At 69.0% G+C, this 17,175-nt stretch carries 15 protein-coding genes; 6 read left to right on the top strand and 9 right to left on the bottom strand.

What is annotated here, in order from left to right; translation table 11 throughout:
- Window positions 1-23: 23 nt before the first annotated feature.
- From ssuD to FOC67_RS12350, 9 genes are all read right to left on the bottom strand, one after another.
- The gene (gene ssuD / locus FOC67_RS12310) at window positions 24-1,169 is read right to left on the bottom strand and encodes an FMNH2-dependent alkanesulfonate monooxygenase (RefSeq protein ID WP_009316125.1); all 1,146 of its coding nucleotides are present in this window, start codon (window positions 1,167-1,169) and stop codon (window positions 24-26) included.
- Between the two features lie 9 nt (window positions 1,170-1,178).
- Entirely contained in the window at window positions 1,179-1,739 is a 561-nt protein-coding gene (msuE, locus tag FOC67_RS12315) for an FMN reductase (protein ID WP_003089470.1), read from the bottom strand.
- Window positions 1,740-1,898: 159 nt separating this feature from the next.
- Entirely contained in the window at window positions 1,899-2,165 is a 267-nt protein-coding gene (locus tag FOC67_RS12320) for a hypothetical protein (RefSeq protein WP_003089476.1), read from the bottom strand.
- Window positions 2,166-2,400: 235 nt separating this feature from the next.
- Window positions 2,401-3,486, bottom strand: coding sequence for a sigma-54-dependent Fis family transcriptional regulator (locus tag FOC67_RS12325; protein WP_003089480.1), 1,086 nt, complete (start codon window positions 3,484-3,486; stop codon window positions 2,401-2,403).
- Between the two features lie 109 nt (window positions 3,487-3,595).
- The gene (tssA, locus tag FOC67_RS12330; protein ID WP_009316126.1) at window positions 3,596-4,696 is read right to left on the bottom strand and encodes a type VI secretion system protein TssA; all 1,101 of its coding nucleotides are present in this window, start codon (window positions 4,694-4,696) and stop codon (window positions 3,596-3,598) included.
- Window positions 4,693-8,508: a type VI secretion system membrane subunit gene (locus FOC67_RS12335; protein ID WP_009316127.1), complete on the bottom strand. Its 3,816-nt coding sequence runs from the start codon at window positions 8,506-8,508 to the stop codon at window positions 4,693-4,695. Before FOC67_RS12335 ends, tssA begins: the two co-directional genes overlap by 4 nt.
- A complete protein-coding gene (locus FOC67_RS12340) occupies window positions 8,505-9,263 on the bottom strand; it encodes a DotU family type IV/VI secretion system protein (RefSeq protein ID WP_003131567.1) in 759 nt (252 codons plus the stop codon). Before FOC67_RS12340 ends, FOC67_RS12335 begins: the two co-directional genes overlap by 4 nt.
- A 17-nt stretch (window positions 9,264-9,280) precedes the next feature.
- Entirely contained in the window at window positions 9,281-10,612 is a 1,332-nt protein-coding gene (gene tssK / locus FOC67_RS12345; protein ID WP_023095587.1) for a type VI secretion system baseplate subunit TssK, read from the bottom strand.
- Between the two features lie 59 nt (window positions 10,613-10,671).
- Entirely contained in the window at window positions 10,672-11,148 is a 477-nt protein-coding gene (locus FOC67_RS12350; protein WP_009316131.1) for a hypothetical protein, read from the bottom strand.
- Between the two features lie 207 nt (window positions 11,149-11,355).
- Between FOC67_RS12350 and tssB the strand changes: the two genes are divergently transcribed.
- The 6 genes from tssB to tssG all read left to right on the top strand — a co-directional run bounded on the left by tssB (window position 11,356) and on the right by tssG (window position 17,174).
- On the top strand, window positions 11,356-11,901 hold the full coding sequence (gene tssB / locus FOC67_RS12355) for a type VI secretion system contractile sheath small subunit (protein WP_003089493.1): 546 nt from the start codon (window positions 11,356-11,358) through the stop codon (window positions 11,899-11,901).
- Window positions 11,902-11,923: 22 nt separating this feature from the next.
- Window positions 11,924-13,408, top strand: coding sequence for a type VI secretion system contractile sheath large subunit (gene tssC, locus FOC67_RS12360; protein WP_003089494.1), 1,485 nt, complete (start codon window positions 11,924-11,926; stop codon window positions 13,406-13,408).
- 73 nt (window positions 13,409-13,481) lie between these two features.
- Entirely contained in the window at window positions 13,482-13,979 is a 498-nt protein-coding gene (locus FOC67_RS12365) for an Hcp family type VI secretion system effector (protein ID WP_003089495.1), read from the top strand.
- Between the two features lie 12 nt (window positions 13,980-13,991).
- A complete protein-coding gene (gene tssE, locus FOC67_RS12370) occupies window positions 13,992-14,417 on the top strand; it encodes a type VI secretion system baseplate subunit TssE (protein ID WP_009316132.1) in 426 nt (141 codons plus the stop codon).
- Complete coding sequence (gene tssF, locus FOC67_RS12375) at window positions 14,401-16,194, top strand: type VI secretion system baseplate subunit TssF (protein ID WP_009316133.1); 1,794 nt, start codon at window positions 14,401-14,403, stop codon at window positions 16,192-16,194. The genes tssE and tssF overlap by 17 nt, the downstream gene beginning before the upstream one ends.
- Entirely contained in the window at window positions 16,158-17,174 is a 1,017-nt protein-coding gene (gene tssG / locus FOC67_RS12380) for a type VI secretion system baseplate subunit TssG (RefSeq protein WP_009316134.1), read from the top strand. Before tssF ends, tssG begins: the two co-directional genes overlap by 37 nt.
- The last annotated feature ends 1 nt before the right edge of the window (window position 17,175 follow it).

A 17,175-nucleotide genomic window follows, 5' to 3' on the forward strand; every position in this document is an offset into this window, starting at 1 on the left:
TTTCTCCTCGGGGGCACGGCCGCTCAAGCGCCGGCGCGAGCCGGCAGCACGTCGTTGGCGATCATTTCGCCGAACGGCCCGGTCAGGTTGGTCAGCCCACGGCCGGCCAGGCTGGCGTAGGGTTCGGGCAGCAGCGGGAAGACCAGTTCGGCGAAGCGGTAGGCCTCTTCCAGGTGCGGATAGCCGGAGAAGATGAAGCTGTCGATGCCAAGCTCGGCGTACTCCCCGATGCGCTCCGCCACCTGCCGCGGATCGCCGACCAGCGCGGTGCCGGCGCCGCCGCGCACCAGGCCGACCCCGGCCCAGAGGTTCGGCTGGATCTCCAGGCGATCGCGGCGGCCGCCGTGCAGCGCGGCCATGCGTCGCTGGCCTTCGGAGTCGAAACGGGCGAAGGACTGCTGCGCGGCGGCGATGGTCTCGTCGGAGATGTGTTCGATCAGCCTGTCCGCGGCGCGCCAGGCTTCTTCGGCGGTTTCGCGGACGATCACATGCAGGCGGATGCCGAACTTCACCGTACGCCCATGGCGAGCCGCTCGCTGGCGCACGTCGGCGATCTTCGCCGCCACCGCCGGCAACGGCTCGCCCCAGGTCAGGTAGACGTCCACCTGTTCGCCGGCCAGTTCGTGGGCGGCCTCCGAGGAACCGCCGAAGTACAGCGGCGGATACGGCCGTTGCAGCGGCGGATAGAGCGCCTTGGCGTTCTCCACGTGGATGTGCTTGCCGTGGAAGTCCACCGCCTCGCCCTGCAGGACGCGCCGCCAGACCCGAAGGAACTCGTCGGTGACCTCATAGCGCTCGGCGTGGCCAAGATGGATGCCGTCGCCGCGGTTCTCGTCGGGATCGCCGCCGGTGACCACGTTGATCAGCAGGCGCCCGCCGGACAGGCGGTCGAGGGTCGCCGCCATCCGCGCCGAGACGGTCGGCGAAACGATTCCCGGACGGATCGCCACCAGGAAGCGCAGGCGCTCGGTCAGCGGCGCCAGCGCCGAGGCCACCACCCAGGAGTCCTCGCAGGAGCGTCCGGTGGGGATCAGCACGCCGTGATAGCCAAGGCTGTCGGCCGCCTGTGCCACCTGCATCAGGTAAGGCAGCGAGACCGGCCGCGCGCCCTGGCTGGTGCCGAGGAAGTGGCCATCGCCGTGGGTCGGGAGGAACCAGAACACGTTCATCGGCGCACCTCAGGCGATCTTCAACAGTTCGGAGCGTCCGCCGAACAGCGGCGCGGCGCGCTCGGCGGCGAGGCGGATGCGCGCCTTCAGCGGCTCGCTGACGATCCGGTAGTTGTCGAAGTCGGCCTCGCTGGCGTAGACCCCGATGGGCAGGGTGATCGCCTGGAAGAAGCTGAACAGCGGGCGCAACTGGTGGTCGAGGACCAGCGCGTGGCGCTCGGTGCCGCCAGTGGCGGCGAGCAGCACCGGGGTGTCGATCAAGGCGTTGAGGTCGATCAGGTCGAACAGGTGCTTGAGCAGGCCCGGATAGGAGCCACGGTAGACCGGCGAGGCGACCAGCAGCAGGTCGGCGCTTTCGATCTCGTCGAGCACCGCCTGCAGTTCCGCCGGCGCCTGGTTGCGCGCCAGGGTAGCGCCCAGCGGCGCGGCGATGTCGGTCAGCTCGATGACCCGGCTGTCGATCGGCAGCGACTGGCCAAGCTCGGCGATCAGGGCCTGGGTGAGTACCAGGGTGCGGGACGGGCGATAGGTGCCGCCGGAGACGGCGACGACTTTGAAGGGGCTGGTCATGGGATTTCCCTGTGGACTGTTGCGCTAGGTGCAGTGCCCTGGAGCAAGGGCCGTACCAACGGGGAAATGTGCGTTTTCCGGGCAGTTGCGGCGGGTTTCCGGCCTCGGCCTGTCAGCCACGCAACAGCGCTGCTGTCCGACTGTTGCCCGGGCAACAGTTCAGTTCAGCTTGTAGGCCTGGAGCAGGAATATCTGGAATGCCCGCGCCGAATACTGGTCGCCCGGCGGCAGGACGAACGGCGGCAGGCGCCCCTTGCGGCGCTTGACGTCGGCCCAGCGCTGGCCATTGCGCGAATGGAACTGGCAGAACGGCTGGTCGCCCAGGTAGAACACCCCCGGCCGCGGCTCGCGGATGCGCGGCCAGCGGCGCAGGCAATCCAGCAGCGGGCCGAGGTCGGCGAGTTGTTCCGGCGAACAGTACGGCATGCAGCGATCCTCTTCGCCGGGTCGGGAAACCAAGGTTGCTGTGACTGGAGGACCGGGCGGACTCGGCGCGGCCGGGAAAGCGGCTACCGGGAGCGAGCGACACAGGCGAGCGGAGCGAGGCATGGCGACGTCCCTGGTCCGGCCAACGAGATTCACCGCTCCGTTGTAGAACAGCCGCCGTCCGGGTTCTTGCCGGTTTTGTGGGGGAATTGTGAAAGACTGTAAAGCACCACGCTCACTTGCCCACCAGCGAGACCACGTTGTGTCGTGGCGAGGTTTCCAGCTCGCCGATCTTCTCCAGGCGGGCGCGCACGATGTTGCGGCTGATCCCCAGCAGGCGTCCGGTCTGCAACTGGTTGCCGTGGCAGAAGCGATAGGCGGCGCGGAACACGGTTTCCTCGATGTGCTCGTAGAGATCCTCGCGGTTTTCCTCGAACAGTGCCTGCAGCGCCGCTTCCAGCGCCGAGCCGGCGGCGCTCTCGGGGGCGCGGCGCAAGCCGCTCGGCTCCTGGCGCGCACGCATGTCGATGAGGTGCAGGTCGGCCGGCTGGATCAGGCGGTTGCGGCAGACCAGCAGCGCGTGGTGGATGGCGTTCTCCAGCTCGCGGATATTGCCCGCCCAGGAATGCCCGAGCAGCTTGCGCTCGGCTTCCGGGCTCAGGCTCGCGCTGGTGTAGCCGAGGCGCCGGCAGTGCTCGACGATGAAGTACTCGGCCAGCGGCAGGATATCGCCGCGGCGCTCGCGCAACGGCGGCAGTTGGATGGTCGCCACGTGCAGGCGGTAGAACAGGTCCTCGCGGAAGTGCCCGGCGACCACCGCGTCGGCCAGGTCAACGTTGGTCGCCGCCACCAGCCGCACGTCGATGGGGATCGGCCGGCGCGAACCGAGCCGCACCACCTCGCGCTCCTGCAGCACGCGCAGCAGCTTGACCTGGATGCTCGGCGGCAGGTCGCCGATCTCGTCGAGGAACAAGGTGCCGCCGTTGGCCGCCTCGAACCAGCCGGCCTTGCTCTGCAACGCACCGGTAAAGGCGCCCTTCTCGTGGCCGAACAGCTCGCTCTCCACCAGGCTCTCGGCGAAGGCACCGCAGTTGACCGCGACGAACGGGCCGCCGCTGCGTCCGCTGAGGGCATGGATATGGCGCGCCACCAGCTCCTTGCCGGTGCCGGTCTCGCCGATGACCAGCGCGTTGGCCTCGCTGGGCGCCAGGCGCTCGATGCGCTCCAGCAGCTCGCGGGAACGGGGGTCGTTGAACACCAGCACGGTGGCGCGCACCGATTTGGTCAGCTCGCGGGCGTGGGGATGGGTGATGACGGACATGCTGGGTTCCGAGCCGGGGAATGTGCGCCCATCTTGCCCCAGGAACCCATAGATTAAAAAATTCTGAATTCGTATTTATATATTCGAATAAAAGATATAGCCACGCCTCCTAGGGCAGTACGCCAAGCAGCGACCAGACCCGGCGCGCCTCCGAGTCCGCATTGATCAGCTCCGCCAGCAGCTCGCTCAGCGGCTTGTTGCCCCATTCCACCGCGCGCTTGATCAGGTAGGGAACCGGGCTGTGCGGCTCGGTGCGCGCCAGGTAGTCGGCGATCAGCAGCAGTTGCCGATAGGCGTCCTCGCGACTGGTCGGCGCGCCAGCCGGTCCGCTCGGCGCGCTCGCCGGGACGCTTTCCTCGCCGTCCGCGTCGCCTTCGGCGGCGTCCGCCTCCGCGACCGGTGGCTGTTCTTCGGGCAGCGGCGCTTGCGGGTGCATGGCGATGAACTCCTTGAGCAAGGCCAGCCATTGCGCGATGACCTCGCGCAGCGGCTGGCAACTGGGGGCGAGTTCGCCCAGGCAGCGGTCGCACCACTGTTCCAGGCGTTGCAGTTGCTGCTGGCAGGCGAGCAGGCTGGCCTGCTTGCGCTGCCATTGCACCAGGGGCTCCGCGCGCAACGCTTCGTCGAGCTTCTTCTGCTGAAGTTGCGCCGCTTCCAGCGCCGCCTTGGCGCTCTTGCTGTCGCCGCTGGCGACCTGCTGGCGCTGCAACCTCTGCCAGGCATAGAGGGTGATCTCGGCGAAGGCGCCCTGCCCCATCAGCGGCAGGCGCGTGTGCAGCAGCTCGGCATAGCGGCGCAACAGCCAGTCGATGGGCGGCACCCGCCACGACTGATCGCCGTCCTGGGCTTGCGGATGCACCTCCTCGGGGTAGCGCTCGCAGAGTTCCGCCAGCAGCACCAGCGCGCGCTGCAATCCGCCCAGCCCGCCGCGTTGCAGCCAGGCCTCGCCGAGCCAGGCGGCGAGCATCAGGTCCTTGCTGCGCCGCTGCAACAGTTCGCTGGCCAACTGCTCCACCGCGGCCCAGTCGGCGCGCTTGGCTTCCGCCTGCCAGACGCCGGTCGGCAGGCTGCTGTCGTCCTCCCGGCGCAACTCGCGCAAGCGGTCGTAGTCCGGGTCGTAGCGCAGGCTGGGGCCACACGGCTGTTCCGCGGCAATGGGTTCGAGCAGCACTTCCAGGGACAGGGCGTTGCCGGAAAGAGGCAGGGTCATGGGGTACCTCCGGTGCTGGCGACGGTGGCCGGCAACAGCGTCGCGAACGGCGATTGCGGCGCGCGCACCGGCAGCGGCTGGATGGACAGCGGGGTCTTGCCGCCCAGGCTCATCAACGACAGGCGGAGGAACATCCGCGCCTCGTTTTCCGGGCTGTAGGGCGCATACACCGGCAGTTGCAGGACCAGCGGAAACTCCGTGTAGTCGACGTTCGGCGGGCGCTGCCGGGAGAAGTGCGCGCGCATCATGCGTAGCAGCGCCCAGGACCCCTGGTAGCTCCAGCCGGCCTCGAGGTCGGCCACCGCCAGGCTGGCCTGGCGCGGGTCGTCTGCCGGACGCTGCGAACCGTTCTTCGCCCAGCGCAGCATGATTTTCAGCGGATCGCCGACATTCCAGGTCAGGCCCTTGTCCTGCGCGCCGGGGAACCGGCTTTCCTGGTCGCCCGAGTACAGGCTCCAGGCGATCACCTGGTCGGCGCCGCGTTCCAGGCTGCGGTCGCTGCGCCAGTCGATGTCCAGGGCGACGCCGAGCAGGCCCGACTTGTCGCGCTCGAACAGCGGGCCGAGCCAGCCCTGCGCCTGTTCCAGGCGGCGGACGAAGTCCTCGGCGGCCGGCAGGTCCGGCGAGCGAACCTGGGCCAGCCCTTCGCGCACCTGCGGCAAGCGCGTCTCCATCAGCTTCAGCAGGTGCCGCACCCGCCCCGGCTCGGCATCGGCCGCTTCCAGGCTGTAGGCGAACGGGAAGCGTCCGGCGAGGTACTGGTTGAAGTAGTCGGCGAGGTCCTTCCAGGCCTGCGCCGCCTGCTGCTGTTGCAACGACTGGCAGCGCCCGAGCGCGCCCTGGCGCAGGTCCACCAGGCGCGTCGCCAGGTCGCTGCGGCTGGACGGCAGGAGCACGCCGTTGAGAATGTCGGCGCAACTGCCGATGTCCATCTGGTTGAAATCGTTACCCACCAGCTTCGCCAGCTGCGCCGCGGTGCTCGCCGGGTTGTCGGCCTTGAATTTCTGCAGTTCGGCGTTGAGCGCGCTGAAGCGCACGAACGCGTTGTAGTCGGCGGTGGCCAGGCTGGACTGCTGCGCCTGCAGCCACTCCAGCGCCGGGGCGTGGCGCTCGGCGACCGCGGCCATGGCATTGAACTGGCTGGTCAGGCTCTGCTTCAGCTCGGCGCTGTCCTGGGCGCGGAACGCCTGCAGGCCGAAATTCGGCGCGCCCGACCAGCGACTGAAATCGACCGGCTCGCGCAGCACCGCCTGCTCGTCGATGTCGCGCAGGGCCTGGCCGATATCGGCCACGGCCAGCGCGTTGAGGCTGGCCAGCAGGCGCGCGCCGGCCTGCATGTCCTGCAACTCCAGCAGCGCCGCCTGCAATGCCTGGACCTGCTTGACCTGCACGTCGAAGCGCGAGGCATTGCGGCTGGTCAGGCTGCGACTGCGCGGCCCGAGGCTTTGCCACATGGCCTCGGTCGTCGCGCTGGCGGCGGCGTGCAGGACCGAGTAGCGATAGCGCGGGTTGAGCGACGGCAGGGTGCTCTCGTAGTAGCCGCTGAAGTCGTTGAAGAAGCTCAACGCCTGGGTCACGCCGATGTCGTCGATGCTCAGCAGGGAGTGCTCCGCCAGCGTCTTGCCGGCCAGGGCCACGGAGACGAAGTCCTTGGTCTTCAGGTCATCGATGGCGCGTTTCAGGCCGAGCAGGTCATCGGCCAGCTTGAGCGTCGCCCCCTGCTTCACCAGCAGGCCGTCGCCGGCAGCCTCCGGAGGCGCGATCCATTCGCTGCGGAACTGCTGCTGCAACTGCACCGTGAGGTTCTGCAGTTCCTCCACGCGGTCTCCCAGCAGGCTGCTTTGCTGGGCGCTCTTGAGCAGGTTCTGGTAGCCAGGGACGAGATCCTGGCCGACGCCATTGCCCCAGATCAGGTTGATGCGGTTGACCTGCTGCTGCAGGTGGTTGATCAATTCGCCGACCCCCAGCAACTGGGCCGCCGTGGCATCTCGTTCCTGGCCGAGCTGCGTGAGTTCCTGGGTCAGGGCATTGCCGGTGCGTTCCAGGCTGTCGGTGAGGAAGTAGGCGTTCAGCCAGCGTGCCATCAGGTCATGGAAGTTATCCGCCGCCGTGGCGCCGACCCGGCCCAGGTCGAGGGCGGCGAGATCGGCCGGACGCTCGGCGAACAGCGTGCGGTTGTAATAGGCCAGGCGCGCCAGGCTGCCGGCGTTGTAGCTGCTGCCCAAGGCATCGTTACTCAGTTGCAGAAGGTCGTCGAGCGGCGTCTTGCGGTTGTCGATGGCCTGGGCGAACAGGCGATTGTGGCGCTCCAGGGTGGTGGCGCGGGCGACCAGGTCCTTCGCCGCCAGGTAGTCCTTCCACTGGCTGGGGTCGTCGCCCTCCTTCAGGCCGGGCTGGCCGTCGCTGCGGATCGCCCGCAGGTCGCTCGCCTCGCCTTCCAGCAGGCTGCGCAGCGGGCGCACCAGCAGGCGCTCGGAAACGCGGCGATACGCGCTGTCGATACGTGCGTCCAGGGAGGAAAACCAGGAACTGGGGAACGCCAGCGAGGTGAAGCGCCAGCGCGGCGCCTGTGCCACCAGTTGCCACCAGGCCTGGACGTTCTGCCGGACCTGGGCGGCGCGCCGGGTGTCGTCGTCGAGCGGCTGGTAGCGCTCGCTGGCGCCATGCAGCAGTTGCGACAGTTCGCCGGCGTCGCGCAGCGCGTCACGCCAGACCCAGGTCATCAGGCCGCCCCAGAGCAGGCACAGGCACAGCGCAGCGAGGCCGATACCGCGCTGCCAGCGCTGGCGCAGCTGGAGGATGCGCGGCACCGCCTGGGCCAGGCCTTCCTCGGCAAGGATCCGCCGTGCCCACAGTTGGCTGGCGAAGCTGCTGCGCCGACGCGGCGCGTCGACCGCCGGCAGGGCTTCGTCGCTTGCCGCCCCCGCCGCCTCGCTGCCGCTCAGGTAGAGACCGCGAAAGCGCGGCGCCTCGCCCCTGGCGTTGCCCTGGAAGACCGGTTCGAGCAGCGCCTGCAACGAACCGCGGAGGCTTTCCAGGCGTGGCGGCAGGCAATACAGGTCGTTGTTCACCTGGCCGCGCAAGGTACCGAGTTCGACGATCGACTCGGTCAGGGTGGCGGTGATTTCCTCCAGCGCCTGCTCGCACCAGCGCGACTGCCAGGCCGCCTCGGCGGCGAACGGCGAGGACCAGCCGAGGGCGCGCTCGCGCGCCTCCTCGGGCAGCGCCGCGAGAAGCTCCTGGAAACCCGGCAGGTCTTCCAGGCCAGTGATCACCACGTAAACCGGCAGGCTCAGGCCAAGGCGCTGGGTCAGTTCCACGTAGCGACGACGGGCGGCGAGGCCGAGGTTGGCCGCCTGCTCGCCATCCTGCAGCCGCGCCAGCGGAATGTTCCAGACCACTCCGTCCAGCGCGCGCCTGCCGCGCAGGCGCAGGAACAGACGCAACAGGCGCAGCCAGGCGCCGCTTTGCCGGCGCAGGCCCTCGTCGGGCAGGAACACCGACTCGGGCACCAGCAGGATCGCCCCCTCGCCGTCCGACCACCAGCGGCCGAACCAGGCCGGACGCGCCACCGGCAGCAGGCGCCAGGTGGCGCACAACTGCTCGCCCTCGGTCTCGTTGCCTAGCATCAGCAGCCACGGCGCTTCGTAGCGGCCCTGCCAGCCCTGCTCGCGCTCCATCTGCCGGACCGCCGCGTAGAAGCTGCGGATCTCCGTACCGCCGCGGGTTCGCCACCACCAGCCCAGCGCCCCCAGCAGCAGCGCCAGCAGCACCAGGAGGAGAACCAGCATGAACAGCGTCGCGCCGCTCATGGCGCCTGCTCCGCATCGGCCAGGTGGGTCACCGCCGCCATTTCATGCTGGATGTCGCGCCAGAACAGGTGCCCGATGCCGCTCATCAGCAGCACCAGGCCGAGCACCGCCAGGCCCAGGCGGAAACCGTCCGGCAGCGCCGCGCGCACCGGCAGGCGCCGTGGCGGCGCGGCGGCAGGCTGCTCAAGGCGACGGCCGAGGTCGGCGGCGTCCGCCTCGCGCTGCCAGGCGAAGGCGAACAGCGCCTGCCGCCACTTCTCGTGCAGCGCCTCGCCGCGCGGCCCGCGCAGGCGACCGCGGAAGCCGAGGATCAGGCATTGCAGGTAGACGTTGGCCAGGTCGCGACTGGCCGGGGCGCGTTCGTCGAGCAGGCGCTTGATCGCCAGCGGCAGGTATTCGCCCGCCTGGCGACTGCCGTAGAGATGCGACTCCAGCGGTTTTTCCTGCCAGGCGCCCTGCCCCGGCCAGGCGCTGAAGACCAGGGTCTCGTCGACCAGGGCGACGAAGGCATAGACCATCGCCTTGACCTGCACGCCCGCCGCGTCGCCGACGCTGGCGAAGGCGCTGCGCCACAGACGCCGGGTAATGCGGGTGGACAGTTCGAGGGCGCGCTCGACCATCCGTGGCACATCCTGGGCGTCGCGGTCGAGGGCGCCCCAGGCCTCCAGCCATTCCTGCCAGGCCTGGCGGAATGCCGTGCTGAGCGGCTGCTCCTGGTACGCCTGGGAAAAAGGCCCTGCACTCCCTTCGGGCATTGGCGGCTCCTTCCTGTCTAGGTGTTGTCGCTGCCGTCGGCGACGAACAGCACGATCTGCCAGGGACTGCTGGCAACCCCGCTGACCGGCGCGACGATGCGCAGCGGCTGGCCGGCATCGAACCAGTCGCCGGCGCCCTGCACGACGAACAAACGGGTGTCGTCGCCGACGCTGTAGGCCACCTGTTCCTGGCGATTCATCGGCTGCCGCGCCAGCCCGCTCATGCGCTGCCGGGCGAGCAACGGCAGGTGCGGATCGGAGGCGACGATGGCGCGCTCCAGCCAGTCAGCCGCCGCTTGTTCGCCGGCGCCGGCGGGCATCCGCAGGCCGACCACCAGGCGCTGGCGCGGCGCCGGATCGGGCAGGCGCACGGAAAACACCTGTTCCTCCTGCTCGAACGGCAGGCAGCGGTAGCCCGCGCGGATCGACTCGATGGCGCGCTCCAGCCAGTCCAGCAGCGGCTCGTAGCCACGCCGCAGGTCGAGGAAGTCGAGCGCTTCGAAGGCCGGCACGCCGGCCAGCGGATCGAGCGCCGCCCAGGCCCCGGCCAGGCCCAGCAGGCTGCCGTGCAGGGCCAGCGGCGAGGCCGCGCGGCTTGCCAGCAGGCCTTCCACCTCCGGCAGGCGGGTCCAGAGCGCGGCGAGCTGGCGACGGACTTCCACGGCGTCGTCCTGGTTACCCGCCTGCTGCGCCAGGCGCAGGCGCCCGCCGAGGAACAGCGCCTTCTCCCGGGCCCACGCGCAGAGCGACTGCACGCGCCTGCCCAGGGGCGACTCCGGCAGCACCAATGGCGTCGGCGGGACGTAGGGCAGGCTGACATAGGCGCCGCCCTCCTTCGCCACGCGCAGCAACGGCAGGCACACGGAGTCGGCCTTGCCGTCGTCGCCGACCAGCCGCAGCGACGCTCGCCAGACGGTGATCGGCTCGGGGTGCTCGCCGCTGGCCAGGTCCGGCAGCGGCGCGCCGACCCGCGATTGCAGACGGCCCTTCAGCGGCAGCAACTGACCCGCCCGCCACAGCGGACTGACCGCCAGGTGGACGTTCAGCAGCGGCCCTTCGGCGGCCGCCAGCGCAGTCTCCAGGTCGAACTCCAGCGGTGCGTCGACACCAGCCTGCACGCTCACCGGCAGGCCGTCGGGCAGGATCGCTTCGAGGTGCAGGACCCGCACCTGGCCGGCGCATAACGCCGAGGGGTCCAGTTCCAGGGCGGTCACGCCCCAGAACCAAGGGTTGCAGGCCTGTCCGGTGCGCGCCGCCAGCGCCTCGGCACGCAATCCCTGCAACTGGAAATGCTGGGGAAGCAGTTGCATCCCTTCGTGCCAGCACACCGCGTCAGGCAGAACACTCATACGACTCCCCTTCGACGTCCTACGTTGTCGTGCACGACGGTCGCTCGCCTGCCCCTTCGCTAACGCGTGGCGGGATCGTTGACCAGTCGCATTTCCCGGGTATCCAGACGCAGCCAGACACGCTGCTGCTGGTCGAGGCGCAAGCGGTGCGCGCCGGGTGTGTTATAGCCGGCGAAGACCAAAAGTCCAGTTGCGCGGTCGCCGCGCAAGGGGAAGGACTCCGACTCGATGAACTGCCCTGGGACCAGCTCCAGGCTCCATACCGCGAACTGCTGCCGGTAGTCGCGGCGGTACTGCTCACGATTGGCGAACCACTGGCTGGCTGGCAGTCCGGCCAGTTCCTTGAACAGCTCCGCATCCTTCACCGCGACGAAGTCCACGGCGATCGGCGAGTCGTCGTTGGCGCGCGCGGCGACATCCAGGGTCAGCCGCTGCAACTCGACCCGCGGCGCGAAGAAATACGAGCAGCCGGCCAGCGCCAGGATCGCCAGCCCCAGGGAGAATTTCCGACATATGGTGAAACATCCGTGCTTCATGGGAGTCCAACGAAAATTTTATTTTGCAAATCCATAGACCTGTTCTAGCGTCTTTTGTAGTTCGTCGCCAGTGACGGACCAGAGGGATCGCCAAGGACAGGTTCTGCGCCGTTTTCCCTGTCATGCCTGTGATCCAGCAAGGGACTGCGATGATCAGGGCATCCCCCGATGCATTGCGCCCCCACCATTGCATCGGAGTCAGCCGCCATGGCCGAGAGTACGCAGCACAAGCTGGACCGGGTGCGCCCGCCGCGCGTGCAGATCACCTACGACGTCGAGATCGGCAACGCCATCGAGAAGAAGGAACTGCCCCTGGTGGTCGGCATCCTCGCCGACCTCTCCGGCAAGCCGGATACCCCGCCGGCGAAGCTGGTCGAACGGCGTTTCGTCGACATCGACCGCGACAACTTCAACGAGATCCTCTCCTCCATCTCTCCCCGCGCCACCCTGCAGGTCGACAACACCATCAGCGGCGACGACAGCAAGCTGAACGTCGAGTTGCGCTTCAACCACATCGAGGACTTCGACCCGGTCAACCTGGTGAAGCAGGTGGTCCCGTTGCGTCGCCTGTTCGAAGCGCGCCAGCGCCTGCGCGACCTGCTGACCAAGCTCGACGGCAACGACGACCTCGACCAGCTGCTGCAGGACGTGGTGGCCAACACCGAAGGCCTGCAGGAAATCAAAGCGGCCCGCCCGGAAGCCGAAGCGGCCCCGGCCGGTGACAGCGAACCCCCGGCCGACCAGCCGGCCTGACCCTCTTCCCGGAGAAGCCGCCATGCCCAAGTCATCCGCCGCCGAACAATCCGGCGAGAGTTCGACCCAGACCCTGTCCCTGCTCGACGAGATCATTGCCAAGGGCCGCATGGCCCACGACGACAGCCAGCAGGACTACGCCCGCGACATGCTCGCGGAATTCGCCACCCAGGTCCTCGACGAGGGCATGGCCGTCGACAAGGACACCGTGGCGATGATCAACGACCGCATCAGCCAGATCGATGCGCTGATCAGCGACCAGCTCAACCAGATCATCCACCACCCCGAGTTGCAGAAGCTGGAAGCCTCCTGGCGTGGCCTGCACCAACTGGTGAGCAACACCGAGACCAGCGCGCGGCTCAAGCTGCGCCTGCTGAACGTCGGCAAGAACGAACTGCAGAACGATCTGGAGAAGGCGGTCGAGTTCGACCAGAGCGCACTGTTCAAGAAGATCTACGAAGAGGAATACGGCACCTTCGGCGGACACCCCTTCAGCCTGCTGATCGGCGACTTCACCTTCGGCCGCCATCCGCAGGACATCGGCCTGCTGGAGAAGCTGTCGAACGTCGCCGCGGCTGCCCACGCGCCGTTCATCGCCGCCGCCAGCCCACGCCTGTTCGACATGAACAGCTTCACCGAACTGGCCGTGCCGCGCGACCTGACCAAGATCTTCGAGAGCCTGGAGCTGATCAAGTGGCGCGCCTTCCGCGAGAGCGAGGATTCGCGCTACGTGTCCCTGGTGCTGCCGAACTTCCTCCTGCGCCTGCCCTACGGCCCGGAGACGCGACCGGTGGAAGGCATGAACTATGTCGAGGACGTCAACGGCACCGACCACTCCAAGTACCTCTGGGGCAACGCCGCCTGGGTCCTGGCGCAGCGCATCACCGAGGCCTTCGCCAAGTACGGCTGGTGCGCGGCGATCCGCGGCGCGGAAGGCGGCGGCGCGGTCGAGGGCCTGCCGGCGCACACGTTCCGCACCAGCTCCGGCGACCTGTCGCTGAAGTGCCCGACCGAGGTGGCGATCACCGACCGCCGCGAGAAGGAACTCAACGATCTCGGCTTCATTTCCCTGTGCCACAAGAAGAACAGCGACGTGGCGGTGTTCTTCGGCGGCCAGACCACCAACAAGGCCAGGCTCTACAACACCAACGAGGCCAACGCCAACGCGCGCCTGTCGGCGATGCTGCCGTACGTGCTGGCGGCATCGCGCTTCGCCCACTACCTGAAGGTGATCATGCGCGACAAGGTCGGCAGCTTCATGACCCGCGACAACGTGCAGACCTACCTGAACAACTGGATCGCCGACTACGTGCTGATCAACGACAACGCACCGCAGGAAATCAAGGCGCAGTACCCGCTGCGCGAGGCGCGGGTGGATGTCAGCGAGGTGGCCGGCAAACCGGGGGCCTACCGCGCCACGGTGTTCCTCCGGCCGCACTTCCAGCTCGAGGAACTCAGCGCGTCGATCCGCCTGGTCGCCAACCTGCCGCCGCCGGTAGCGGCGTGAGTCCGCCCCCGCCGGCAGCGCCGGCGGGGCGCCCTTCCCGTTCCAGACAGCCCCTCTCCAGGAGTCAGATGCGATGGATGCGATCATTCTCGATTTCGGCAGCGACATCAAAGGCGACAGCCTGCTCGTCGGCTACGAAAACAAGATCGAAATCATGTCCTACAGCCACAACGTGGCGATGCAGGTCACCAACGACGTCAGCAACTCGGAGCGCACCTCCGGCAAACCCCACGTCGGCGAATTCACCCTCACCAAGTTCATCGACACCTCGACCCCGACCCTCAACGAATACTGCTGCGCCGGCAAGCCGATCGCCGAGGCGACCATCACCATCGGCCGCAACGCCGCCGAGGGCAACGGGCAGATCATGCCCTTCATCGTCTACACCCTGAACAACGTGGTGCTCTCCAACGTCAGCGTCAGCGGCGGCGCCGGCGGCAAGCCGGTGGAGACCCTGTCGCTGAACTTCACCAAGATCAAGTGGGAGCTGACCGCGCAGAAGGACGACGGCACCAAGGAAGGCACGGCCGCCTCGACCTGGGACCTGGCCGCCAACCAGTTGGTCAAGTGACCGGGCGCCGACATGTCCGGAGCCCTGCCGCCGCTGTTCGAGCGCCTCAGCGCCGAGGCCGACGAACGTCCCGCGTTCGACGACCGGGCGCTGGCCGAGTCGGTCCGCGGCGAGCTGCTGCGCCTGCTCAACACACGGCGCCCGGCGCATGCGCGCAGCGGCATCCTCGCCTACGGGCTCGCCGACTGGACCGCCGTGCAACGCCTGCGCGCCGAGGACCGGCGCCAGCTGGCACGCGAGGTGCGGGCGGCGGTCGAGCATTTCGAGCCGCGCCTGCAACTGGCCGAGGTCGAGGTCGAACCTGACCCGGACAATCCGCAGCGCCTGCGTATCCAGCTCGGCGGCCGCCTGCGCAGCGGGTCGCGCCTGATGCCTGCGCTATTCGTCATCGAACAGGGCAACGATGGCCTCGAGGTGCGCCATGAGCGATTCGATTGATGCCGACCTGCTCGACTACTACCAGCGCGAGCTGACCTGGCTGCGGCATGCCGGCGGCGCCTTCGCCGAGCGCTATCCGAAGGTCGCCCGGCGCCTGCAACTGGCCCCCGGCGAATGCCCCGACCCGCACGTCGAGCGTCTGCTGGAAGGCTTCTCGCTGCTCACCGCGCGCCTGCAACGGCGCCTCGACGACGACTACGCGGAGTTCAGCGACGCCCTCCTCGAACAGCTCTACCCCCTGGCGCTGCGCCCGCTGCCGTCCTGCACGATCGTCCAGTTCGAACCGGACCCGACCCAGGGCAACCTCGCCGAGGGCTACCGGCTGCCGCGCGACACCGCACTGTTCGTCACCACCCGCGGCGGCGACAGCGTGCATTTCCGCAGCAGCGCCGAGGCGACCCTGTGGCCGCTGGCGATCGACGAAGCGACCCTGCTCGGCGGCGAGGAGGCGCAAGCCCTGACCGGAGTCGGCGCCGCCCGCTCGGCGTTGCGCCTGAGCCTGCGCTGCCTGGGCGAGTACCGCTGGGTCGAACTGTCGATCGAGCGCCTGCGCATCCACCTGGCGGCTTCGCCGATGGGCTGTGCGATCCTCTACGACCTGCTCGCCGCGCATGCCGTGCAGGTCATGGCGGGGGCGCCCGGCACGCCGCCGGCGGCGCTCCGCGGACTGCCGGAGATCGTCGGCTTCGCCGCCGACGAGGCGCTGCTGCCGGAGGAAGACGGCGGACATCCGGGCCTGCGCCTGCTCGCCGAGTACTTCGCCTTCCCCGACAAGTTCCACTTCTTCGACCTGCCGCTGTCCGGCGCACTCGCCGACGGACAGACGCTCTACCTGTACCTGGTCTTCGATCGCGCACCGACGGCACGCCTGCATTTGCAGGCGGAAGACTTCCAGCTCGGCTGCGCGCCGGCGATCAACCTCTTTCCGCGGACCTCGGAGCCGCTGCGCCCGGACGGCACCCGCAGCGAGTACCGCCTGGTCGCCGACAGTCACCGCGAGAACAGCGTGGAAATCCATAGCATCCGCGCCGTGCGCTCGGTTGCCGGGAGCACCGTGCAGCCAGTCCCGGCCTACTATGGCTGCCGCCACGACAGCCACCTCGGCACGCTCTACTGGCACGCCCGGCGCATCGCCGGGCTGACCCCGAACCGGCTGGGCAGCGACCTGCTGCTGAGCCTGGTGGATACCGGCTTCGACCCGTTGCGCGAGGCCCCGGCCTTCAGCCTGACCGCCGAGCTGCTATGCACCAATCGCTATCTGGCCGAGCGCCTGGGTGCCGGCACCGCGCTGGGCTTCGAACGGCCCGGGCCGGTCGCCGCCGCACGCCTGCGCAACGCACCCAGCGCGCAGAGCCAGCCGCGCCTGGACGGCCAGTCGCGCTGGAGACTGGTCTCGCAGCTGACCCTCAACCACCTCTCGCTGGTGGAAGGCCCGCGCGCCCTCGAAGCCCTGCGGGAAATCCTCGCCCTGCACAACCTGCGCGACGACGCCAGCGCCCGCCGGCAGATAGAAGGCCTGAGGCAACTCGACTGCCAGCGGGTGGTGGCGCACGTCGGCGAGGATGCCTGGCGCGGCTGGCGCAATGGCCTGGAAATCCGCCTGCGACTCGATCCGCAACACTTCGTCGGCGCCAGCGGCGTGCTGTTCTCCGCCGTGCTGGCGCAGTTCTTCTCGCTGTATGCCACCGCCAACCGCTTCGTGCGCACGGTCCTGGTGGAAGCCGACAAGGAGGTGAAGACATGGCAACCCCAGGCCGGCTCGCCGCTCTCCCTCTGAGCCAACGGCTGCGCCGCACGCCGCAGCGCTTCGAACTGTTGCAGGCGCTGCTGCTGCTCGAACGCGAGCGTCCCCAGGCGTTGCCGCTGGGCACCGGCAACGCGCCGCGGGCGGAGGCCCTGCGCCTGCGCGGGCCGCTGCTGCCGCTGTTCGCCTCGAGCGAGGTGGAAAGCCTGCTCGACGACCCGCAGCAACCGGTGCTGTCCACCCCGGTGTTCGGCCTCGGCGGCCCCGACGGCCCGTTGCCCTATGCCTACCAGGAATGGCTGCAACAACGCGCCCGGCAGAAGGACCATGCCCCCGCCGAGTTCCTCGACCTGTTCCAGCACCGCCTGCTCAGCCTGCTCTACCGGGTGCTGCGCAAGCATCGCGTGGCGCTCGGTTTCACGGTGCCGGCGGCGACCCCGGTGCAGGCGCAGCTACGCGCCCTCAGCGGCCTGTTGCCGAAAGCCCTGCAAGAGCGCCTGGCGCTGCCGGACAGCGCGGTGCTGGCACGCACCGCGCTGTTCGCCGGCGGGCGTCGCTCCCTGGCCGGCTTCGCCGGCCTGGTACGCCAGCACTTCGGCGTGGAGGCACGGCTCGACGCCTACCAGGGCGCCTGGAAGGAAATCCCCGCGGCCAGCCGCAGCCGGCTGCAACGCGGCGGGCGCAACCTGCGCCTGGGCCGCGACGCCATAGCCGGCACGCGCACCTGGGACGAACACGCCGGCATCGCCCTCAGCCTCGGTCCGCTGGATGCCCGCGAGGCCGCCCGCTTCTTCCCCGACGGCGACGCCCATGGCCAGTTGGCCAGCCTCGCCGCGCTGTACTTCGGCCCCGACCTGGATTGTCGCCTGAGCCTGCTGGTGAGCGGCGGCGCGCCGCTGCGCCTGGAGCGCGGTGCACCGCCCAGGCTGAGCTGGAACACCGGCCTGCGGCGCGTCGAAGACGGCCAGCGGCAGCGCATCGATCTCGACCTGCGGCAGCCGGAGGTAGCCTGAA

It is taken from the genome of Pseudomonas sp. FDAARGOS_761 (assembly GCF_013343155.1).
In the GTDB taxonomy this organism is placed as follows: Bacteria; Pseudomonadota; Gammaproteobacteria; order Pseudomonadales; family Pseudomonadaceae; genus Pseudomonas; species Pseudomonas aeruginosa.